This is a genomic window from Kothea flammea, assembly GCF_052161645.1.
Taxonomy (GTDB): domain Bacteria; phylum Planctomycetota; class Planctomycetia; order Pirellulales; family Pirellulaceae; genus Laterigemmans.
Genome location: NZ_CP197414.1, coordinates 2,433,368 through 2,453,953, shown reverse-complemented (window position 1 = coordinate 2,453,953; position 20,586 = coordinate 2,433,368). Strand labels below are relative to the sequence as shown.

18 protein-coding genes are annotated in these 20,586 nt (G+C 56.4%); 11 read left to right on the top strand and 7 right to left on the bottom strand.

What is annotated here, in order from left to right; genetic code table 11:
• Nucleotides 1-83 precede the first annotated feature (83 nt).
• On the bottom strand, nucleotides 84-737 hold the full coding sequence (gene rsmG, locus SH139x_RS08785) for a 16S rRNA (guanine(527)-N(7))-methyltransferase RsmG (protein WP_488354899.1): 654 nt from the start codon (nucleotides 735-737) through the stop codon (nucleotides 84-86).
• Between the two features lie 421 nt (nucleotides 738-1,158).
• On the opposite strand from rsmG, the gene tsaD reads away from it, so the two are divergent.
• From tsaD to SH139x_RS08755, 6 genes are all read left to right on the top strand, one after another.
• Nucleotides 1,159-2,187, top strand: coding sequence for a tRNA (adenosine(37)-N6)-threonylcarbamoyltransferase complex transferase subunit TsaD (gene tsaD / locus SH139x_RS08780; protein WP_488354898.1), 1,029 nt, complete (start codon nucleotides 1,159-1,161; stop codon nucleotides 2,185-2,187).
• 218 nt (nucleotides 2,188-2,405) lie between these two features.
• Complete coding sequence (gene rpsB / locus SH139x_RS08775; protein WP_488354897.1) at nucleotides 2,406-3,167, top strand: 30S ribosomal protein S2; 762 nt, start codon at nucleotides 2,406-2,408, stop codon at nucleotides 3,165-3,167.
• Between the two features lie 276 nt (nucleotides 3,168-3,443).
• Nucleotides 3,444-4,286, top strand: coding sequence for a translation elongation factor Ts (gene tsf / locus SH139x_RS08770; RefSeq protein WP_488354896.1), 843 nt, complete (start codon nucleotides 3,444-3,446; stop codon nucleotides 4,284-4,286).
• 179 nt (nucleotides 4,287-4,465) lie between these two features.
• Nucleotides 4,466-5,257: a UMP kinase gene (pyrH, locus tag SH139x_RS08765; protein ID WP_488354895.1), complete on the top strand. Its 792-nt coding sequence runs from the start codon at nucleotides 4,466-4,468 to the stop codon at nucleotides 5,255-5,257.
• A gap of 61 nt (nucleotides 5,258-5,318) precedes the next feature.
• Nucleotides 5,319-5,879, top strand: a complete 561-nt coding sequence (frr, locus tag SH139x_RS08760) for a ribosome recycling factor (protein WP_488354894.1) — start codon at nucleotides 5,319-5,321, stop codon at nucleotides 5,877-5,879.
• Nucleotides 5,880-7,649, top strand: a complete 1,770-nt coding sequence (locus SH139x_RS08755; RefSeq protein ID WP_488354893.1) for a hypothetical protein — start codon at nucleotides 5,880-5,882, stop codon at nucleotides 7,647-7,649. It abuts the gene before it with no gap.
• Between the two features lie 33 nt (nucleotides 7,650-7,682).
• On the opposite strand, the gene zwf is transcribed toward SH139x_RS08755, so the two are convergent.
• The 3 genes from zwf to SH139x_RS08740 form a co-directional block, all read right to left on the bottom strand.
• Nucleotides 7,683-9,134 carry a glucose-6-phosphate dehydrogenase gene (gene zwf / locus SH139x_RS08750; RefSeq protein ID WP_488354892.1) on the bottom strand — a complete coding sequence of 484 codons (1,452 nt, stop codon included), beginning with the start codon at nucleotides 9,132-9,134 and terminating at the stop codon, nucleotides 7,683-7,685.
• Between the two features lie 172 nt (nucleotides 9,135-9,306).
• Complete coding sequence (locus SH139x_RS08745; RefSeq protein ID WP_488354891.1) at nucleotides 9,307-10,968, bottom strand: choice-of-anchor I family protein; 1,662 nt, start codon at nucleotides 10,966-10,968, stop codon at nucleotides 9,307-9,309.
• Between the two features lie 118 nt (nucleotides 10,969-11,086).
• On the bottom strand, nucleotides 11,087-11,431 hold the full coding sequence (locus SH139x_RS08740) for a hypothetical protein (protein WP_488354890.1): 345 nt from the start codon (nucleotides 11,429-11,431) through the stop codon (nucleotides 11,087-11,089).
• Between the two features lie 43 nt (nucleotides 11,432-11,474).
• Here SH139x_RS08740 and SH139x_RS08735 point away from each other — a divergent pair, with 43 nt between their 5' ends.
• Together SH139x_RS08735 and SH139x_RS08730 are read left to right on the top strand one after the other, a co-directional pair.
• Nucleotides 11,475-13,229, top strand: a complete 1,755-nt coding sequence (locus SH139x_RS08735; RefSeq protein ID WP_488354889.1) for a hypothetical protein — start codon at nucleotides 11,475-11,477, stop codon at nucleotides 13,227-13,229.
• Nucleotides 13,230-13,276: 47 nt separating this feature from the next.
• Nucleotides 13,277-13,894, top strand: coding sequence for an SGNH/GDSL hydrolase family protein (locus SH139x_RS08730; protein ID WP_488354888.1), 618 nt, complete (start codon nucleotides 13,277-13,279; stop codon nucleotides 13,892-13,894).
• 94 nt (nucleotides 13,895-13,988) lie between these two features.
• On the opposite strand, the gene kynU is transcribed toward SH139x_RS08730, so the two are convergent.
• Nucleotides 13,989-15,236 (bottom strand): kynureninase, encoded by a 1,248-nt coding sequence (gene kynU / locus SH139x_RS08725; RefSeq protein WP_488354887.1) that lies wholly within the window; start codon nucleotides 15,234-15,236, stop codon nucleotides 13,989-13,991.
• Between the two features lie 175 nt (nucleotides 15,237-15,411).
• Here kynU and SH139x_RS08720 point away from each other — a divergent pair, with 175 nt between their 5' ends.
• The 3 genes from SH139x_RS08720 to SH139x_RS08710 all read left to right on the top strand — a co-directional run bounded on the left by SH139x_RS08720 (nucleotide 15,412) and on the right by SH139x_RS08710 (nucleotide 17,452).
• Complete coding sequence (locus SH139x_RS08720) at nucleotides 15,412-16,338, top strand: methyltransferase domain-containing protein (RefSeq protein ID WP_488354886.1); 927 nt, start codon at nucleotides 15,412-15,414, stop codon at nucleotides 16,336-16,338.
• Nucleotides 16,339-16,647: 309 nt separating this feature from the next.
• Nucleotides 16,648-16,893, top strand: coding sequence for a hypothetical protein (locus SH139x_RS08715; protein ID WP_488354885.1), 246 nt, complete (start codon nucleotides 16,648-16,650; stop codon nucleotides 16,891-16,893).
• On the top strand, nucleotides 16,880-17,452 hold the full coding sequence (locus tag SH139x_RS08710) for a nucleotidyl transferase AbiEii/AbiGii toxin family protein (RefSeq protein ID WP_488354884.1): 573 nt from the start codon (nucleotides 16,880-16,882) through the stop codon (nucleotides 17,450-17,452). Before SH139x_RS08715 ends, SH139x_RS08710 begins: the two co-directional genes overlap by 14 nt.
• Before the next feature lie 209 nt (nucleotides 17,453-17,661).
• Here SH139x_RS08710 and SH139x_RS08705 read toward each other — a convergent pair whose 3' ends face one another.
• The gene (locus tag SH139x_RS08705) at nucleotides 17,662-17,913 is read right to left on the bottom strand and encodes a hypothetical protein (RefSeq protein WP_488354883.1); all 252 of its coding nucleotides are present in this window, start codon (nucleotides 17,911-17,913) and stop codon (nucleotides 17,662-17,664) included.
• A gap of 143 nt (nucleotides 17,914-18,056) precedes the next feature.
• Nucleotides 18,057-20,546, bottom strand: coding sequence for a serine hydrolase (locus SH139x_RS08700; RefSeq protein WP_488354882.1), 2,490 nt, complete (start codon nucleotides 20,544-20,546; stop codon nucleotides 18,057-18,059).
• Between the last annotated feature and the right edge of the window lie 40 nt (nucleotides 20,547-20,586).

Genomic DNA, 20,586 nt, shown 5'->3' with positions numbered 1-20,586 from the left:
ACTAAGCGGGATTTTCTGTTTTAACTGATATTCTTGAGACGGCCATACATCTAAATAAAACTAAATATTCGCGTGGCAATAACTTAACTATATTTATTGGATCCGTCGGGCCAAATTTGCAGGATGACCCCTTCGTTTTCACCATCGCCGAGGGGGTAAACCGCCGCGCGGCGGATTTGCAAGCCTTGCAGCGCGCCGGTATGTCGGGCCTCTCCTCGCTCATCGACCCAACGCGGGCCTTTAATTAACAATAGTCGGTCAACTGAAGGCCAATGTGGAGTCACCCAGCGACAAAACTTGCTAATCGAGCCGACGGCGCGGGAAACGATCGTGCTGAAGCGAAAATCTTGCAGCAACTCTTCGCCGCGGGCCGCATAGACGGGGACGGGAAGATTGAGTTCTTGCACGATTTCGTTGAGCACATTGGCCCGTTTCCCCACCGACTCGGCCAACGAGACGTCGATATCGGGGCGGAGAATCGCCAGCGGGATACCAGGCACCCCACCACCGGACCCCAAATCCAAAACTTCTTCTCCGGCATCAAGCAGGGGGGCGAGCTGCATACAATCGCGAAGGTCGCGATTGACGAACAGTGGCCAATCGGTGTGGCGGGTAAGGTTGAGTTTTTCGTTCCACCGCCAGAGAACCCGGGCGTAGGCCTCCAGACGTTCGGCTTGTTCGCTGGGGATCTCGAGTCCCGCATCGGCGAGAGCGCTGGCAAAATCTGGGTCAAGCACGTTCGCAGAGCTTCCGGGGTTTCGTGACAGGGGCGATTGAATGAAGTCTGAGATACCTCGCCGAAGAAGTAGCGGTCGGCCCGCAACTATCGCAGGCGGCTCGCGGTTTCCGGACAGGCTCTCAGCGATCTGACGCTATTTATACAAGAAAAATTTCCTGTCGCGTAGGTGCTGCGGGCGCGCAAGCCGCAGGCACGCTTCCCGCCGAGCTTAACTTGGGCATACTAAGGCGGTCAGCAGTTAGCGATAAGGGCCGCCCCGCGCCCCTACTAGCCACTAGCCACTAGCCACCAGCCACCAGCCACTAGCCACCAGCCACCAGCCACTAGCCACCAGCCACCAGCCACCAGCCACCAGCCACCAGCCACCAGCCACTAGCCACTAGCCACTAGCCACTAGCCACTAGCCACTAACTTACCCCATGCCCGTATTGACGATCGAAACGACATGCGATGAAACCGCCGCCGCGGTGATCGGTGACGGGGGCGAGGTGTTGGGTCAATGCGTAGCCAGCCAGATTGCGTTGCACGAGGTTTATCACGGCGTCGTCCCGGAGATTGCCGCCCGCGCGCATGTGGAGCGAATATTGCCAGTGATCGACTCGGCCCTGCGGGACGCGCAATTGACGGGCAGTGAACTGACCGCAATCGCCGTGGCTAACGCGCCCGGTTTGGCGGGGTCGTTATTGGTGGGGCTGACTGCTGCCAAGTGCTTGGCGGTGGCCTGGGGGGTGCCGCTGGTGGCGATCGACCATCTGCATGCTCACATTTATGCTTGCCGAGTCGCCGCGGGTCGGGACGTTTTTCCTTGCGTGGGATTTGTCGTCAGCGGCGGGCACACGACACTCTACGATTGCCGCGACGCGTTGGACTTTGCCACCTTGGGCGGCACGATTGACGATGCGGCGGGCGAAGCGTTTGATAAAGTTGCCACGATGCTGGGGCTGCCGTACCCGGGTGGTCCGGAAATTTCGCGACTGGCAGCAACGGGGAATCCCCGGCGGCATGCATTTCCACGTTCGCTACTGCGGGACGATAACTACAATTTTAGTTTCAGCGGGTTGAAAACGGCGGTGCGATATGCTTTGGTGGGGCCGGGCAAGCAAGACTTTGCCCAGGTTTCGCTGACTCCAACGGAATTAGCCGATTTGTGTGCTTCCTTCGAGCAGTCGGTTGTCGACTGTTTAGTCGGCAAATCGGTGCGGGCCGTGGCGCGGACCGGCCATCAGCGAATGTGCGTGGGCGGGGGAGTCGCCGCCAATCCGCGATTCCGCGGGGCACTGGAGCAAGCTGCCGAGCAGCACGGTTTCGAGCTGCTGATCGCCCCGCCCGAGTTGTGCACCGATAACGCCGTGATGGGAGCGATCGCGCTCGAGAAAATTGCCAGGGGTCAGTTCGCTGGCTTGGACCTTGATATTTCTGCCGGTTTGGTTCGCGAGAGCCGACGATGATCGACCCTTGACGCCTTCGGCCCGCGTCGCCTAAGCTGTTCGTCGGAGCCGAGTCTCTTGCGGGGTGGCATTGTATTCCCACCCAGATTCGTGCTCAGTTGTTCACATTGTGTGTTCTGCATTCTAGGCCGAAGGTGATTTTTTTCATCTGGGAGCGCTCCATTTTGGCAGTGCCCTGAGCCGTGGATTCACGCTAATTTTCCGGAGTTTTTCAGACGATGTCGGAATCGATAGTCAAGACGATGATTGACGCGGGGGTCCATTTTGGTCACCGCACCAGTCTTTGGAACCCGAAAATGGCCCCGTACATTTTCGGTAAGAAAAATCAAATTCATATCTTGGATATTCGCGAGACCCTGCGGGGATTGTTGCGAGCCAAGAAATATCTTAGCCAAGTCGCCGCGGGTGGCAGCTTGATTTTGTTCGTCGGCACCAAGCGGCAAGCTGGTGAGGCGATCGAAGAGCACTCGTTGCGTTGCGGCATGCCCTTCATTTCCGAGCGTTGGTTGGGCGGCACGCTAACCAACTTCCGCACGATTCGCAGTCGCCTCGGCCGATTGGAAGAGCTAGAGCGAATGCGTGAGGGCGAGGAACTGGGCAACTACAGCAAGAAAATGCAATCGGCCCTGAACCGCGAATATCGCAAGATGTATCGCAACTTGAATGGTTTGCGTACCATGAGCCGCTTGCCGGAATGCTTGGTAATCGTCGACCCGGGCAAGGAGCGAAACGCGGTTCGCGAAGCGCACCGGTTGGGCATTCCCACGGTTGCTCTGATCGATACCGACAGCGATCCGGACGTGATCGATCTGCCGATCCCCGGCAACGATGACGGTATTCGCTCGGTCGAACTAATCATCAGCCAACTGGCCGATGCGGTCATGATTGGCAAGGGTGAGGACCCGGAAGCAGCCAAGAACGCCGGTGCGGAAGTTGCGGCAACCCCGGCGGCGGCGACCAGTGAAGTCCCCGCGGGCTAACTGAAGCAAAAACCCCAAACCGCGTTGCCTTGAGCCGCGGTTGGCCACGGTTTTCAGATAGATTCTAAATACCACATACCACCGCGGGAGTCAGGCAACCGGCTCAGCCGGCATTGATTCCCGCTGTGTGGGCACAGCCGAACCGGTCGTTCGCTAGCCTCCTCTCTATTATTCGCAAGGTGATTTCGCTGTCCGTCGTTCAGTTGGTTGAGCGGCCTTGCGGGAGCACCTTAATCACTTGATTCCAATTAGCTGATTTCATCAGGAGACAACACGATGTCACAGATCACCGCGTCCGCGGTCAAGGCGTTCCGCGAACGAACCGGTCTGCCATTGATGGATTGTAAGAAGGCATTATCCGATGCGGGCGGTGACGAAGAGAAAGCCATCGCATTGCTGCGGGAAAAGGGTAAGCAGTTGGCCGACAAGCGGTCCGACCGTGAAACCGGCTTCGGCCGCTTTGGGCTTTACATCGGCACCGACAAGTCGACTGGAGCGATGGTAGAGTTGCTCTGCGAGTCGGCCCCCGTCACGCAAAATGAAGAGTTCATCCAATTGGCCAATGACTTGGCAAAACAATTGGCCGTCGGGCCCGGAGCGGCCACGGCGGACGAACTGTTGGCCCAGCCATCGCCGAGCAAATCGGGGATGACGTTGAGCGAGCAAAAAGAAGACTTGTTCAACCGGATTCGGGAAGTATTTCGCGTCGGCCGGATCATCCGCGTGGAGAGTTCCTGCGGCGGCTATTCGCACAACGCGGGGACTATCGCCGGTGTCCTGGTGCAAGTCGAAGGTGGCAACGATGAAGCTGCCAAGGACGTCGCCATGCACGTCGCGGCGATGCGTCCAGCAGCGCTTTCCGAAGACGAACTCGACCCCGAAATGATCGCCAAAGAACGCGAGTTCCTCCGCGCCGCCGCGATGAATGAGGGCAAGCCCGAGAACATCGTTGACAAAATCGTTGACGGACGTATCAAGCAGTTCATCGCCGAGCGAGCGCTGCTCTATCAACCTTTCGTCAAAGATGACAAGCAGACCGTCGAAGAATATGCCAAGAGTCACGGCATGACCGTGAAAGCTTACTGGCACTGGGTGCTGACCGCTTCGGCGGCTGAGTAACCAGTCGCCATTAGCTCATGGCGCAAAGAGACTATCGAAACCGGGCCGGCAAGTTTTGTCGACTCGGTTTTTTTGTGCTTCGAGCTGCGCGGCAAACCTGTTATAAAATTTGCCGTGGCTACGGGCCTACCCTTTCGTACGCTAAACCTGACTCCTCTCCCTCGAATGAATCACGCACCATGCCTGAATCCGCACCGTCTGAATCTGAACCGTCCGGCTCGCCAGGGAATCCGAAGGCGAAACTGCGATACAAACGTGTGATCCTCAAACTCAGCGGCGAGAGTTTGGCCAGTGGCGGCGAGCGGGGAATCAGTGGTGATGAGGTCGACCACATTGCTGGGCAAATCGCCCAAGCACACGCATCGGGTTGCGAAGTGGCCGTCGTGGTCGGTGGTGGAAATATTTTGCGGGGAGCCCAATTCTCCGACACCAACGCCACGGTGCAGGAGGCGACGGCTCACTACATGGGCATGTTGGCCACGGTGATCAACGCCCTGGCGCTGCAGGATGCCTTGGAGCGAGTCGACTGCCAAACGCGAGTGATGTCGGCGATTCGCATGGATGGAGTTGCCGAGCAATTTATTCGCCGCCGAGCCACGCGTCATTTGTCACGAGGCAGAGTCGTGATTCTAGCAGCCGGGATCGGCAGTCCATTCGTAACCACCGACACGGCCGCAGCCCAGCGAGCCCTAGAATTGGAAGCCGACATCGTGCTCAAAGCAACGCGAGTCGACGGGGTGTACAGCGAGGACCCGGAAAAAAATCCACACGCTTTGCTCTATGATCAGCTCGACTTTGCCGAAGTAGTGGAAAAAAATCTGCGCGTCATGGACGCCACGGCCATCGCCCTTTGCCGCGAACACGGAGTCCCCATCCTGGTGTTTAATTTCAAGAAGGATGGTAATATCGTGCGAGCCGTTGCTGGCGAAAGCGTTGGCACTTGGATTGGTGGCAAGCAGCGCAGCAGATAGTGGAGCAATCCACGACGGCCACCCACCCCCCCTTTTTCACATACCCGTCCCAGGAAGCACCATGGCAACTGAACAAATCGTCGCGGACGCCGAAGAACGCATGGACAAGGCAATCGCGGTCCTGAAGCATAATTTGGCCGGAATTCGCACTGGTCGAGCAAACCCCGGGCTGGTCGATTCGCTCCGCGTCGAGGCCTATGGCTCGCAAACGCCGCTCAAGCAATTGGCCTCAATCAGTACTCCGGAACCCCAACAAATCGTCATCCGTCCTTACGACACAAGTGTCATCAAGGAGATTGAAAAAGCGATTGTGGCCAGCGATTTGGGGCTGAATCCGCAAAGCGACGGACGCATTATTCGCCTGAACATTCCCCCACTTTCGACCGATGTTCGCAAAAAATTGGTCAGCCGCATCAAGGAACTGGCTGAGGAATGCAAGGTCTCAATCCGCAATATCCGCCGGGATGGAAACAAAGCGGCCGACCAAGCGGAAAAAGATAAGGAGATAAGTGAAGACGATCGTGATAAAATGAAAAACGAGATCCAGGAACTCACAAAGAAGTATGAAGCTGAAGCCACGGATCTGGCCAAGGGTCGCGAAGCGGACGTCATGGAGGAATAATTGCGACCGGAATTTTGCATCCGTTCTTGCTGCTACGGTACCGGTGAATTGAACGCCAATAACTCCCTGCGACTGGTCTGTCCCAAGTGCTCTGCTGCCGTTCGCGCGGCGGAGCGCCATGCAGGCAAACGTTTAAAATGTCCGCGTTGTGGCGGGGCAATCAAAGTGCCGGGGGCAGCCCCGGCGGCAAATGACGACGACCAATGGTTCGATCTCAACCCGGCAACCGATCCCGCCAAGACAGACTCAACTACGAATCCAGCCAAATCGAAAGCACCGGCTGGAACGGCAAAGTCCGAAACCCGAGCCCCCGCTGTGCCTGCGGGCGTGCCAAGTGGGGCGAAAACTGGCCAGCAAACCAATGTGGAGGACCTGCTAGGTGATTTGCCTCCGCTGACGATTCCCGGGGCAAGAACTGCGAACAAGCCCTCCTCAAAACCAGTCAGCACGCGTCAAACGGATGCCGCCAACTATGAGCCGCAAGTCGTTGGCGACGACTGGATGGACGACCTCCCTCCGCTGACTCCCGTCCCCAGCGGCCGAGGAAGCTCAAGTGGTGGCAGTGCAAATAGCGGCAGTGCAAATAGTGGCAGTGCGTCTGGCGGCGGCCCGTTGGACGATCTGGGACTCCCCGGATTATCCCCGGAAGACCTCAAAGCACTGGGTTCGGCCGGTGCTTTTGACGCCCCAGCCACTCCAGCCAGACAAGCGGCTCGCCCGCCAGCCGACACAGACGACCTCGTGTTACGCGAGGAACCGGAGTCGACCGCTGAGTACCGCGCCAAGTGCCCGGTCTGCGAGTCGGTTCATCACGTCGCACCGAAACTGGCCGGCAAACAAATGCACTGTGGTGACTGCCACAGCTATTTCATTGTCCCGCCGCCCCCCAAACCAGTCAAGAAAGTGAAGATCGATCTGGAGCGGGCGCAAACATTCCAATTTTCCAATCCAGTCGAGGACCGCAAGGAATCGGTGCACCCGGGAGCGAAATCGGCCGCCGCTTACTTGCAAGCGGCTGAAGATGATACTTCGGTAGAAGTCGATCCCAGGAAGGAATTTGAGCCACCCGATGTGGCCGGCTGGTTCCGCGAGACTTTCCGAGTTTTTCGAGACCCCGCCGTGTTGGCTTATTATTTAGGCTTGAGCCTGCTGGGGGCTTTGCCAGGAGTTGCCCTAGTAATCACCGGGTCACCGGTTGTGTTATTGCCCGGAATCGCTTTGGGAATCTTATTTATCTCACTGGTGCTGATCTGCGCCTTCGCGATATTGGAAGCGGTTGCCAACGGCCAGGATCGCGTGGATGAGTGGCCCTCCTTCAATCCGGTCGAATGGATGGGGAGTTACTTCGTGGTCTTTATCGCGTTTGTACTCAGCGGAGCGCCGGGAGCGATCATTAGCTGGTTACTATTTTCCACCGCACCGCTCCTTTCGCTGGCCACAATTATGCTGTCACTCTTTGCGTTCTTTCCGTTTGTGTTGTTATCGATCTTGGATAACGACAGCGTATTCGCACCGATCAGTACCGACGTGACGAAGTCGGTCAGCCGCTGTCCTGATGCCTGGGGAACGCTGTACTTTTCTTCGATGCTGCTGTTCGGCGGCCTGTTTCTGCTCGATTCGTTCTTTTACGCGTTAGCCACACCGGTGCTCGTCGCCTTTGTGCTTCCGTTCTTGACCGTCAGCTTCTGGTTTATCTACTTTGCGATGCTTGGCCGACTGGCATTTTCGATTGGCCAAGCGATCAACGGTGAACCGCGGATCGATGATTGACAGACAGCCAGCAGCGCCGCCGGCGAGCGGTTGCTATTTTAAAACCGGGCAGACGTCAAACCATTCGCGGCCCTGATCGCGCATCCAATCGGTGGCCTCCTCGGGCCCCCAAAGTCCCGGTTCATAGATCTCCAGGGGAGGCGCCGCGGGGCTTCGCCAGGCGGACAAAATGGGATCGATGATGCCCCAAGCGAGTTCGACCTCATCGCAGCGAGCAAACAAGCTGGCATCACCGTTCATGGCATCCAACAACAGTCGTTGGTAAGCATCTGGCAAATCACCATCCATATTTTGGGCAAAGCGGAAATCGAGCGGGCTGGTGCGGATCTTCATTTCCGCCTCGGGCACTTTGGTTTGAAAATGCAACTGGATCCCTTCTGCCGGTTGGACCTGAATCACCAACCGATTGGCATCGGGCTCACGTTTTTTCCAACCGAATAGCATGTGGGGCGGTTGCCGAAACTGGATCACAATCTGGGTGGTGCGGCAAGACATGCCCTTGCCGCTGCGGAGGTAGAATGGCACGCCACGCCACCGCCAATTATCGAGGTAGAGTTTCAGCACCGCAAACGTCTCCGTCGGGCTGCCCGCGGGCACCCCTTCTTCATGGCGATAACCACGGTACTGGCCCCGCACGGTGTCGGTCGCGAAATCAACGCCCCGCTGCGCCCGCACGCTGTGCAACACTTTGACCTTCTCGTCCCGGACCAAGTTTGCGTCAAAGCGTGCGGGAGATTCCATGGCCGTAATCATCATCAGTTGCAACAGATGATTCTGGAACATGTCACGCAAGATCCCTGCCTGATCATAGTACCCAGCACGCCGTCCGATCAGCACCTCCTCGGCCACCGTGATCTGCACATGGTCGACGTAGTTGCGATTCCAGAGTGGCTCGAAAATGCTGTTGGCAAATCGCAACACGAACATATTTTGCACAGTCTCTTTGCCCAAATAATGATCGATCCGATAGATCTGGTCTTCATTGAAGACCCGATGGATCGACTTGTTGAGCGCCCGGGCGGTGATTAGATCGGTACCGAAAGGTTTTTCGATCACCACTCGCCGTTCGCGAACGTCATCGGTCGCCAACCCGCTGCGACCAAGTTGCAGAATCGCTTCTTCATACAACTGGGGCATCGTCGACAAATAATAGACCCGGTCGGCCCCCGATTCGGGCTCAATCGATTGCAAAAATTTACTTAAGGCAACAAAGTCAGCGGTCTCTTGTATGTTGCCCGGGTGGTAATAAATCTGCTGACTGAAAGCTTGCCAACAAGTCGTATTGAAATGCGACCCGGTGAATTTCGCCGTGGAGATCGCCAACTGATCCCGCCACGCCGCATGCTCAAACGGACTCCGCGAGACGCCGACGATGCGCGTGTCAGCGGGCAACTGCGATTTCTGAAAAAGACGATAGAGCGCCGGCACCAGTTTGCGACTGGTCAAATCGCCGGACGCCCCAAAAATGACGATCGTGTGAGCCATAGCAGTGCCTCAGCTGGAGGAATACGTCCTGTTTGCTTTCCGCCGCACACTCTAACGCATTATCGGCCGCTGAGGCATCCCAGTTCCAGCGACGCATTCAGCACCCGTGGCATCGGAGCACTAGCGGCGTCACCATTTACGGCCTCACCGTCATCCAGAGCGACGCTCCGCTTCAGTCCTGATTGTTGGCCGCCGAGATTTGCCAGACAGTCGTGGTGCCACTGGTCTCGTTTCCAACAACCAACAGGGGCACCGCTGTGGGACTCTGCTCGGCCGAGATAAAGACCAAGCCTTCAGCGCCACTATCACCGGCGAGCGGATTTGACATTCCGTCCGCGTTCACTTGTGGCACGTCAAAGCGACGATGGTTGAAATATCCCACATGCCGAGCCTGCTCTGGAACCGTGACATCGTAAACCATGATGCCACCGATGCGTTCCAGTCCGATGAAGGCGTACGTTCTTCCGGCGATCACTCCCAGAGCCAACCCCTCGGGCTCCGGCCCCTTGCTGCGGCTGCGATGCTCGAATTTGAGCGAGTTGTTGCTGGCGTTAAAGTACTGAGGATATCGCTGAGCCGTGATCCGTTCGAAATCGCTGCCACTATCAAAGACCATTTTCTCGGCTTGCAAATCAAAGATCGAGAAAGAGCGACCTCCAAAGGCGAACAGACGAGTCGGCCGTCCGGCATCGTCGAGTTCCCGCTGAACCAAATCGCGGACCAATTGCAGTCGGCCTAAATCGGCAGCCCCAGCCAGCTGCTCAAACGGGCTACCCGCCAAAGGCCAGTCGGCCAACTTAGCTTGATCACTGAACAATTCGCCCTCTTCCAAACCTGGAATACTCTCATCAGAGTAGGGGCGAGTCCGCGCGTCTCCCTCGTTTGCCATCACCAAATAGTCGCGCCCTGCGACCGTCTGTAGACGGATCGTATCTGGTTGATAAACGCCCATCAGTCGCGGCCATTGACGCAATCGAATCCCGTCATCCTTGTCACTAACGTCGAGCTCATGCCCTGGCAAACCGTGATCTTTGAAACCCAGTGGAACTAACCGCAACACTTTCGCCGTGGAAATCTCGATCTCAGCAATCGTGTTTGCTTCCTGCAAGCACACGAAAGCACGGCTGCTATCGGCAGTCACTTCAATCCATTCCGGCTCCATATCCTCAGCAAAGGTACTCGGTCGACTGGTGTAGGGATTGGTTGTCAACGTCACCCGCCCGCAGTGCCTCAACCCGCGCTGTTTGAGCGTGGGAAGTTCCCCCGCACGCTTTCCGTCTGGATTCCAGGCCTTAAAGTCAACAGTGCGAACCACCGCATGCGTCACACTCGCTTTCAAATCAATGATGCTGACCGTACCCTCGGGGTCGACGGTATAGTCTTCGTTAGGCTCCCCCTCGTTGGCAACCAGCAGCCAACGACCGTCGGGCGAAAAGGTCACCATATCGGGTAATGCCCCCGCTTCAACGGATCCCAGAAAAGCCAACTTCTTGGAGTCATAAAAGGCGACCACGCCAGGGTCCGTGTTCGGTCGCGCTTCGACCGCCACCGCCACAACTCCGTGATGCAAGGTCACGCTGTTGACGCCACCCATGGCACCGGGCAAATCCGAGGACGCGTTGATCACGCCAATTTTGTTCAGTTCGCCAGAGTCAGACAGCGAAAATACGTCCACAGCTCCCGACTCGGCATTGACGACGAACACTCGCTGCGAGTGCGGACAATAGACCGGAATCTCAGCGGCCGATTTTTCAAAACGCCCGGTGGCGTGGGTGCTAATCGGCTCCAGAGACACTTCCTCTGCCGCCGCCGGCGTGGACGTCGAAATTGGCATCGCCAGGCCACCACAAGCGACCAAAACGCAGGCCAGCGAGAGCCCTCGAATCCGTAACTGAGCTGTGCGTTGATTGCGGCATGCCATTCTCCGCCACACGTTGATTGTGGTAACCAATTCAGCGACCCTTGCGATTGTTCCAAGCCAGCGATTCACCCTTGATAAACTCGCGAAATCTTAACCATCGGACAAAGCCAAAGTATTTAGATATGGTTAATGTTTTGTTAAGTAAATCAGAGCGTCCGCCACCGTCGGAAAACGAACCGCCCCCGCCACAGCCACCATTTGGGGTGGCGCGGTGGTGATTGCGTCGGTGCGGAGTTAAACTTGTCGCTGTCGATGAAATTTCCTTCATCAATTCAGGTGAAACGATTTTTCCTGTTCGCCGAAATTGCCCCCGCCAAGGTCTCTCGATGCTTTCCTTCCGCTCCTTGCGATGCAATTCCCGGCGTTCTAATTGCATTTCGCCGCAAATCGCTGGCCTGCGAATTGCCCTGCTGAGTACCTTGCTGAGCACGCAGCTGTGGCCGGCTTGCGCGAGCGGATCCAAACCGCATTCGCTGCTCGCCTGGGATACCTGGCAACGTTCAGCTCAACCTCTGCGCCAGCTGGAATTGACCAGCACGCCGCCGGCAACCATTGAATCGCATCCCGGGGCGATTTATTTCAGGCTGGACGAACCGCCCGCCGAACCCCTGCTCAAGTTTCCTCGGCTGCATGTGCCAGTGCGGAGTGTTTGGTATTGGAATGAGGAATTGGCTGCGCAGACGAGCAAACCTGGCGAAGCTTCTTCCGCGACCCAAGCCACTGATCTCGCCCCCTTTGTCCCGCCCCGGGAGGTGATGTTGCAGCTGACGCAATCACCGGTTGAGTGGAAAATTGCCTTGCCGGCGAATGCCAAGTATCCGCTGGTTGTCGTCATGGATGTCATCGGCACCCCCGCTTCACCGGCCGAACTTCCGGTACTTGGCGCAGGAGCCGACGGCACAATTGTGTTGCCAGCTTGCCGCGGCCGAGTCAGTGGCGAAAAGCTGCAGTTTGAACCGTTGTTACACAAGAATACGGTCGGCTATTGGGTCAATCCAGCCGACTTTGTGCAGTGGGACTTTGGCGTTGCCACCGGGGGCGTTTTCCAACTGCACGTGCTGCAAGGCTGCGGTGCGGGGCAGGGGGGGAGTCGGGTCCGTTTCACGATTGGCCAGCAAACGCTCGACTACACCGTTGAAGCAACCGGCCACTTCCAAAACTTTCGCTGGCGAGCGGTTGGTCAAGTTGAACTGAGTGCCGACAGGCCGCACCAATTGACCGTTGCTTGTGAACAACTAGCCCGGGCGGCTGTGATGGATATCCGCGAAATTCGGCTTGTCCCGCAGGTGGAGTCAACGACGATGGCACCACGCATGCTTCAAGTGGTATCCCCCGACGTACATTTACCGGCTCTCAGCAACGGTCCAGCGACCGCCGGCAAACGCGTGCTTGAACAACTGGCTACCAGTGCTACCAAATCGTCGCCCGCCAATGGGGAACCTTATCATGTCGTCGGGCTGCCCACTGATTGGCAAGCGGGAAAAAGTTATCCGTTGCTGGTCGAACTGGCCGGCAACGGACCTTATAAAAATCTGCTCGGCGACTTCAACTCTGGCCGAGTTGAAGATGGTGAGCTGAGTTGGGGTCTCAGTGGCGGTGATGGCTGGATCACGTTGGCCGTTCCCTTTTTGAATGACGCTGGTGATCAAGCAGTTGTGAAGTGGTGGGGAGATCCGCCGGCCCACGACCCTCAAGCGACGATTACTTATTTAGAGCGTGCCGTGGATCAAGTTTGCCAACGTTATGGTGCGGACCCCCAGCGCATTGTGTTAACTGGCTTTTCCCGCGGCTCGTTAGCTTGCAGTTACATCGGGCTGGCAAACGACCAGGTCGCAAAACGTTGGCGAGGTTTGCTCTGCTACAGTCACGTCGATGGGGTCCGAGAGTGGCCATATCCGAACAGCGATGCCCAAGCGGCGGCGGTGCGGTGGCGACGGTTTGCGGCGCGCCCCGTGCTGATCATGCATGAAAGCGGAGGCCTCACCGGTCCCACACAGGCTCAGACGGAACAGTTTTTGGAATCACAACAATTGGGCCAGGGAATTACGTTGCAGCAAACGCAATTCCTGAACCACGATGACGCTTGGACCCTGCGTCCCAGTCCCGCGCGGCAACACGCTCGCAAGTGGTTGGCTGAGGTGGTGGAAACGGCTCAACGCGACGACTCATTATAGGATTATGAAGTATGCTGTGTTCATTTCTGGCTTGCATGGTGCTCGCAATGCCATCTCAGAATCAATTCACAATGCTCGCGCTCGGTGACTCTTACACGATCGGTGAAGGGGTCGAACCCGGGGACCGATGGCCGCTCCAACTGACAGCCGAATTAGCCACTGCGGGCATCCCTTTCCACGCCCCGCAAATTATCGCCAAGACCGGCTGGACGACCGACGAACTCACCGCGGGCATCAAGTCCGCTAAGGTTCACAAACGTTATGACTGGGTCACGTTGCTGATCGGTGTCAATAATCAATATCGCGAGCGAGATGTCGAAGCATTTCGTGTTGAGTTCATTGAGTTGTTAACATACGCGATTGAAAAAGCGGACAACAATCCCGGCCGAGTGATCGTGCTGAGCATCCCGGACTGGGGAACCACTCCCTTTGCAGCCGACCGGGATCGCGGCAAAATTGCCCAGCAAATTGATTTGTACAATAAAGTCAAGCAGTCGGAGACCGAACGTTTACAAGCGCACTTTGTGGATATCACCGACATCTCGCGTCAAGCCACGGAACAAGAGTCGGGTTTACTCGCGGCCGACGGATTGCATCCCTCAGCCACGATGTATCGCCAGTGGGTCAAACGAGTCGTGCCGATCATGCTCGACATCAGCCGTTAAGCGCCAGCTTACGGTTCTCAACATCAGCCGTTAAGCGCTAGCGTCCAGTTCCGCGGAACCGAACGCTGGCGTTTTCCAGCTGATTCCGTTCGACTTAAGTCACACCCGTACGCGTGGCCGGAAAGTCTTGATACTGCTGCTGGGCGACCACCACCTCCAGTGCCTCAACCGCTCGGTCGATTTCATAACGCGTGGTGTAAAGCGGCGTGATCCCCAAGCGAATCGTATCGGGGCCGCGAAAGTCGGGAATGACAGCGTGACGATTGATGATGGCTTGGGTAATTTGCCACCCTTGGGCGTGCCCGATGGAGACGTGTGAACCACGGTGTTCGCCCGACCAAGGAGTCTGAATCTTATATCCCAGTGGAACGAGTCGATGCTTGGCCGCTGCCAACAAATAATCGCTCAACAGCAAAGAACGGGCCCGCAAGTAATCGATCCCCGCTGCGAGCGTCAAGTCGACACCGGGCTCGATTGCAGCCAGGGAGAGCACTGGCGGAGTCCCCACGGTAAAGCGTTGAGTGCCGGGGTGCGGCTGAAACTGCGGTAAGAAATCAAACGGACTTGCCGCACCGAACCAACCTCGCAGCGGATTCTCTAGCGACTCGCACACTTCGGGGGCCACATACAAAAAAGCGGGCGCTCCGGGTCCACCATTTAAGTACTTGTAGGTACAACCAACGGCCGCGTCCACGTTCGCCGCAGCGAGCTGAATTGGCATGGCACCGACCGAATGACTGAGATCCCACAGCACCCGCGCGCCCCTTTGATGCGCGAGCTCGGTGATCGATGTCATATCAAACGCATACCCACTCTGATAATGCACGTGCGATAAGGAGACGAGCGCCGTTTGATCGTCAATCGCACTCTCCAGTTGTTGTTTGATTTGCGCCGCATTGCAACCCGCAAAATCGAGCACTTGCAGTTGGAACCCGTCGGCTGATAGATGCTCAGCCAAACCCGCCAAAATGTAGATGTCCGATGGAAAATTCGCTTGATCGGTGATGATTTTCACGCGACCTTGTGACGAGCGAAGCAAGCTATAGGCGAGTTTATAAAGGTTAATGGAAGTCGAATCGCAAACCACCGTGGCACCCGCTTCGGCACCAATCAGTTGACCGATTTTATCGCCGATGCGAGTCGCCAAGCTGAGCCAATCGGCATTCCAACCGGCGATCAGTTGAGTGCCCCATTGTTGGTTGACGACTTCTGCGATCCGCAGGGCAGTCTGTTTCGGTAATCGACCGAGCGAGTTCCCATCGAGGTAGGCGACGCGTTCGTCATGGACGACAAAAGATTCACGGAAAGGTGTCTCGTCGAGGCTGGCTGGATGGCTGGTCATGAACTACACATTTTCCAAGCGAAAGCGAAACCGATTTGGAATTGGGGTTGTTCTGCTGGCTGATTTGGAGTTAACGAAGACCACAAACCCCACGCTGGCAGCGCGCCGCCGGGGATAGTCCTGCACGCTTTCCCCCTGAGGTTGCCACGTGTCGCCATCAGTTTCCCGCCGATCGATGATTTTACCATTCAACCAAGCCCATCATCGGCAGGTGAAAGCCAACCGCGAAGAGCAAACACTCGGGCAGTATATCCCGCTAGCCTATCACTACAATATGCTCCAAGACGCCGACCGCATGGAGGGGTTTAAGTCAGCCATTGAGATGCTGGTCGCTCCTGAAATGCGAGTTGCCGAGTTGGGCAGCGGTACCGGAGTGCTCTCTTCATTCGCGGCCCGCTGCGGCGCGACGGTGGAAGCGGTTGAGCGCATTCCCGAGCTTGTCGATTGCTCGCGGCGGTTGATCACCAACAACGGACTCGAACACGCGGTCACGGTCTCTGCTGGTGATGCTTCCCACTGGTTACCGGAACATCCGGTTGACGTGGTGATTTGCGAAATGTTGCACGTGGGATTGCTGAGAGAAAAACAAGCTCAAGTAATCAGCGCGTTCAAACAGAACTACATCCAGCGCTTTGGCAACAAGCTGCCGGTGTTCATCCCGGAAGCGTCGATCCTAATGTGTCAGCCGGTGGAACAATCCTTTGATTATGCCGGCTACGTTGCCCCGGTGCCGTTGTTCCAAGCTGCCAAGTTGGAACAGCCAAGGACTAAGGAAATTAGCCCGCTGGTGCCTTATCAGACACTTCAGTATAACCAGACGATTCCCTTTAATATGTCAGCATCGCTGCGATTTACAGCCACCACCGATGCTTGCCTGAACGCCATTCGTCTCGTTACGCAGAACATTCTCGCCATCGACATGTCGGCTCAACGGGCGATCAATTGGCCCAACCAATGCTTGATTCTGCCGTTGGAAACTCCGCTAACATGCGCGGCCAATGACGAAATCGTCATTCACCTGAGTTACGAAGCTGGAGCCCCGCTAGAAGCAGTCGGCTATTATGCTCAGCGAGTACAGCATAGCCAGCGGCGAGCCGCTTAAAGTGAGGTGTGAGGCCAAACCCCGGGGCGAGTGTTCTGGTGAGGATCATCGCCCGACCGAGACAAGCTCGCATCGTGGCGGCGCGGGCTTCCCCCGGGGACAATGCGATAGCCGTCTCACGCCATGCTTCCGCCGGGCTTGTCCCGGATCGGAGCAACAAGTGGCAGCTACTTGGCTCGCCCCATTCACGGACTGTTCAGAAACGCCCTCCGTAACCTTCTAATCGCCCACCTTTTGCTCAAAGACCCTTTTTCGACTCCCTGGTAGTTGTGTAGAATCGCAAGTTTGAGATCCAAGGAGTAACGTTTGATGACCGCGACAGAAATCGAGCTAGAATACGATCGACGTTGGAAAGCCATGTCGCCCGCCGAGAAAATTTCTCGTACCACTGCGATGCTCGCCTGGACTCGGCAACAGATGGCTAGACGAATTCGTGCCGCTTCCCCACACCTTTCGGACGAGGAAGTTAAGTGGCATGTCGCACTAAAGCTCTACGAGCGTGATCCGGAAATCGTCAAGCTCATTGAGGAACAGCTTTCCAATGTTTCCCGTTGAAGCATTTGAGAGAACGATTGGAAAGTTTGTCTCGATCGCGAATTCGATCGATCTACCTTTTCACTTAACTGGCGGTTCAATCAGTTCCGCATACGGCGAACCACGATTGACGCAGGACATCGACATTGTCGTAGCACCGGAAGTCGCACAGCGCCGAGTTGATGAATTGGTGAACCATTTGGCAACGTCCGACTTTCTTTTTACCGAGCGTGTTGTTCGACAAGCGGTGCAAATCGGAGATTTATTTCAGCTTCTGGACAAGAGTGAGAGCTTGAAGCTGGATATCTATCCCAGGGAATTGGTACCTGGAGAGCTACAGCGTTCCCAAACGTTGGAGCTATTTGAAGGAGTGTTTCTGCCCGTGGTTTCCCGGGCTGACGCTGCCATCTCGAAACTCATTTGGATCGACAAAGGAAGCCATCGTAGCCGTTGGGACTTGCGGGGTATCTACCGCGGCTCCGACGCACAGCAACAAGCGGAAATCCGCAGTAAATCCGCCGACTTTCAGCTGAGCGAATTGCTTGAAGAAGTTCTCGCCGAATCCGATGAAATCCGTTGATCCGGAACGCCTTAACTTTGAACCTCGCTGTCTCGCAGCAGGTAAGTCATAATTCCCGCAACTAGTGCATGCAGCGACAGGCTCCTTTAGTCATCGCGGCTCGCTGCTGGTGATGATCATCGCCCGACCGAGACAAGCTCGGATCGTGGCGGCGCTGCTTCCCCCGGGGACAATGCGATAGCCATCGCACTCCATGCTTCCGCCGGGGGTTATTCGACGGGGTCGATTCGAAAGGATTCAGTCGTTGCACTCAGGGGCTCGAACCGGGGCTTGCGTGGCGGTAGTTCGAACAACACCGGGTCGAACTGCCGGTCGGCGAACCGCAACAGGAACACGCCCACGAACCGGACGACGAACAATGGGATCCGGCTGGCCATCAATTCCGCTAGGACATACCGAATGGCCGAAAGTTTTAGACGGAACAAGCGAATCGGGTCGCTGGTCCAATGCTTCGAGGACATCGAGGATCCCTAGATCGTCCTCGCAATTCCGAAGCTACTGGGGCGTTGAGAACTCACTTCACTGGGTAATGTCATGGGCAAAACATGCGCAAAGCCCAATTAGCGGCAACCCCAAACTTTTGACAGCCCAGGATAGGGGCAAGCTATTGGATTTCTGCGAAAGTTTTGTTGCCGATGCGATACTGTTTCCAATCGGCAAAATCAAAGTGCCACCATTCGTATTCATAAACGGTAAACTGGTTGGCTTCCATCGTGCGTCGCAACATATCGCGATACCAGCGTTGCCGCGTCGTCCCGCCCGGATAAAGTGGAAATGAGCGCTGTGAGAATTCATCATAGCCAGCCACCATTTCAATCGGGTCTCCGGTCTGCAAATCAGACAGCGTCAGATCGACGGCGCAGCCCCGGTTGTGACGCGAACCATTGGCCGGGTTGGCCACAAAGTCTTTCATGGACGCTGGGGTCGCATCCCAAAACATCTTCGTCACGTACCATGGTCGATAAGCATCATGGATCAATAACCCCAGCCCGCGGCTTCGCAATTGCTGATTGGCTCGCTGGACAGCCTCCGCAGCGGGACGCTGCATGAATGCACGCGGTTCCTGATAAAATACAGCCCCCATAAAATTATTGGTGGTGGCGTAACGAATATCGAGCTGAATGCTAGCGTCGACTGCTGAGAGGTCAACCAACTCGGACGCCCGATACTGACCAACCTCGCTGGGTGGCTTGGCTGCCAAGGCCGATGCTTGCAACGTTTCCATTGGCAGAACAGGCTTAATCTTGAACGTCTCGCCAGCGGGTGTCCCCACCGAACGGCGTTCGAAGTTCACCTCAGCCGCGACCACGGAGACTGCCCTGCCAAAAGCGTCGCGCGTGAAAACCAACTGCTCTCCGTGGTACAACCCGCGGTCTGGAAAAGCGAAAACGTTCTCAGAAACCTCGCTTAATGGATAATAGTAAAACCACTCGATCAAGGCGTACAAGCGGCCGCTCTCTTCTAAAATATAGAGCGTGTTATGATCCCAACCGTACTCGCCAATCAGGCCGTTCCAACGCTCTGGAGCGTCAGCGGGCGGCTCGTCGGGAAGCGTTTCATAACGTTTGCCGGCGATTATTATTTGATCATTCCCAGCAAGTTGGACTGGGATCCCAAAACCGTGCAGGTCATCAACAACAACCTCCCCCGTCTTACTGAATGCCTTTAGCTCACGACGGAAGGAACCATATTGCATGTAAACGCGGCCGGCTAGCTCGTTGACCGTAACGACCTCCTCACCGTCGACACGTTGATACCGCCCGACCAATTCCGCGGCACGGCTGGGCGGTATGTTGGTGGTTCTTTCATAACTCGGCAATGGCTCGCCAGCCTGCACCGCCAACATCGACAGCAAGGCATGATCGACGAGCCGCTTCACGACTCCGTTGCTGCCGTCCAAATTGGAAACCGCCACTACTCCCAATTTTTTCTCGGGCAGGAGGGTTAGCTGGGTTGAAAAACCGTAAACCGCTCCCCCATGTCCAATGCGCTTTTGGCCGGCAAATTGATCGACGTAAAACCCCAGTCCAAACCCTTGTTCACCGACAGAATCGCCGACGGAGGTCATGGCATTCAGGGAGCCAGGCGAAAGAAGCCGCTCCGCCAACTCCTCGCCCGCCAACTCCTCGTCATTGGCCAACAAAACCTCGCTGAACTTTGCCAAATCAGTGACGCTGGAAAACATGTTTCCAGCGGGACCAGTACCTAACAGAAAACTGGGTGCTGGAAAGCGACGACCGTCGTACGTATGCATCCAGCCGACGCTGGCGTGATCGGCAAGTACCTCAGAGAGTTCGAAGCCACTATGTGCCATGCCCAGGGGTTGAAGGATTTGCTGCTGGACCCAGGCTGGATGACTGCTGTCAATCTGCGATTCTAAAACCGCCCCCACGACCGCCAGCGCGGCGTTTGAGTACTTAGTTTTTGTCTCGGGAGGATAAACCAAACTCGTCTGGTTGAGACTATCGACCGTTTCCGCCAAGGAGGGTTCGCTGGGATCAAAGTAGTTGCCCACGGGCGATTCCCGCACCAACCCCGAGCGGTGCGACATCAGCTGCCGCAAGGTGATGGGGGTCTGGTACGGATTTTCAGGCTGAAACGCGGGCAAGTAATCTGTAACCGGGGCATCCAAATCGAGCATCCCTCGCTCGACCAATCGCATCACGGCAATGTCAGTGAAGAGTTTTGAGATTGAGCCAACACGATAGACGCTATCGGCCGAGGCGGGAACCTTCTGTTCGCTATCGACAAATCCGAACCCGGCTGACCAGAGCGTTTGGCCATCGGCAACAAGTGCGAACGAAAGCGCTGGCAACTGCTTACTTTCCAGCTCGTAAAGAATCGCCGCCTCAAGCTCCCGGGTCACAGACGAGTAATCGGTTGTGCCGCGTGCTTGCTGGGCCGGTGATGACCCATGCGTTAAAAGAAACAGAGCGGTCAGCCAGCACAGGAATCGTTGCATGATATCTCGCTTGGGCAGTACCGAAAGCGGAAACCGCGTGCGGGCAATACCCGCACGCCAAAGCGCCTCGACATAAGTCCTTGGTTGTATCAGCCGTGCAGCGATAGCGTCCGGTTCGTTGGAACCGGACACGGGCGCGTTCCGACTGATTCCGTATTATTTAATGACTTGT

What these genes read in the sequence shown, in the direction of transcription:
- tsaD (WP_488354898.1), top strand. Translation starts at nt 1,159, where the DNA reads ATGCCCGTATTGACGATCGAAACGACATGCGATGAAACCGCCGCCGCG.
- rpsB (WP_488354897.1), top strand. Translation starts at nt 2,406, where the DNA reads ATGTCGGAATCGATAGTCAAGACGATGATTGACGCGGGGGTCCATTTT.
- tsf (WP_488354896.1), top strand. Translation starts at nt 3,444, where the DNA reads ATGTCACAGATCACCGCGTCCGCGGTCAAGGCGTTCCGCGAACGAACC.
- pyrH (WP_488354895.1), top strand. Translation starts at nt 4,466, where the DNA reads ATGCCTGAATCCGCACCGTCTGAATCTGAACCGTCCGGCTCGCCAGGG.
- frr (WP_488354894.1), top strand. Translation starts at nt 5,319, where the DNA reads ATGGCAACTGAACAAATCGTCGCGGACGCCGAAGAACGCATGGACAAG.
- zwf (WP_488354892.1), bottom strand. Translation starts at nt 9,134, where the DNA reads ATGGCTCACACGATCGTCATTTTTGGGGCGTCCGGCGATTTGACCAGT.
- SH139x_RS08745 (WP_488354891.1), bottom strand. Translation starts at nt 10,968, where the DNA reads ATGCCAATTTCGACGTCCACGCCGGCGGCGGCAGAGGAAGTGTCTCTG.
- SH139x_RS08740 (WP_488354890.1), bottom strand. Translation starts at nt 11,431, where the DNA reads ATGCAATTAGAACGCCGGGAATTGCATCGCAAGGAGCGGAAGGAAAGC.
- SH139x_RS08730 (WP_488354888.1), top strand. Translation starts at nt 13,277, where the DNA reads ATGCCATCTCAGAATCAATTCACAATGCTCGCGCTCGGTGACTCTTAC.
- kynU (WP_488354887.1), bottom strand. Translation starts at nt 15,236, where the DNA reads ATGACCAGCCATCCAGCCAGCCTCGACGAGACACCTTTCCGTGAATCT.
- SH139x_RS08720 (WP_488354886.1), top strand. Translation starts at nt 15,412, where the DNA reads ATGATTTTACCATTCAACCAAGCCCATCATCGGCAGGTGAAAGCCAAC.
- SH139x_RS08715 (WP_488354885.1), top strand. Translation starts at nt 16,648, where the DNA reads ATGACCGCGACAGAAATCGAGCTAGAATACGATCGACGTTGGAAAGCC.
- SH139x_RS08710 (WP_488354884.1), top strand. Translation starts at nt 16,880, where the DNA reads ATGTTTCCCGTTGAAGCATTTGAGAGAACGATTGGAAAGTTTGTCTCG.
- SH139x_RS08705 (WP_488354883.1), bottom strand. Translation starts at nt 17,913, where the DNA reads ATGTCCTCGAAGCATTGGACCAGCGACCCGATTCGCTTGTTCCGTCTA.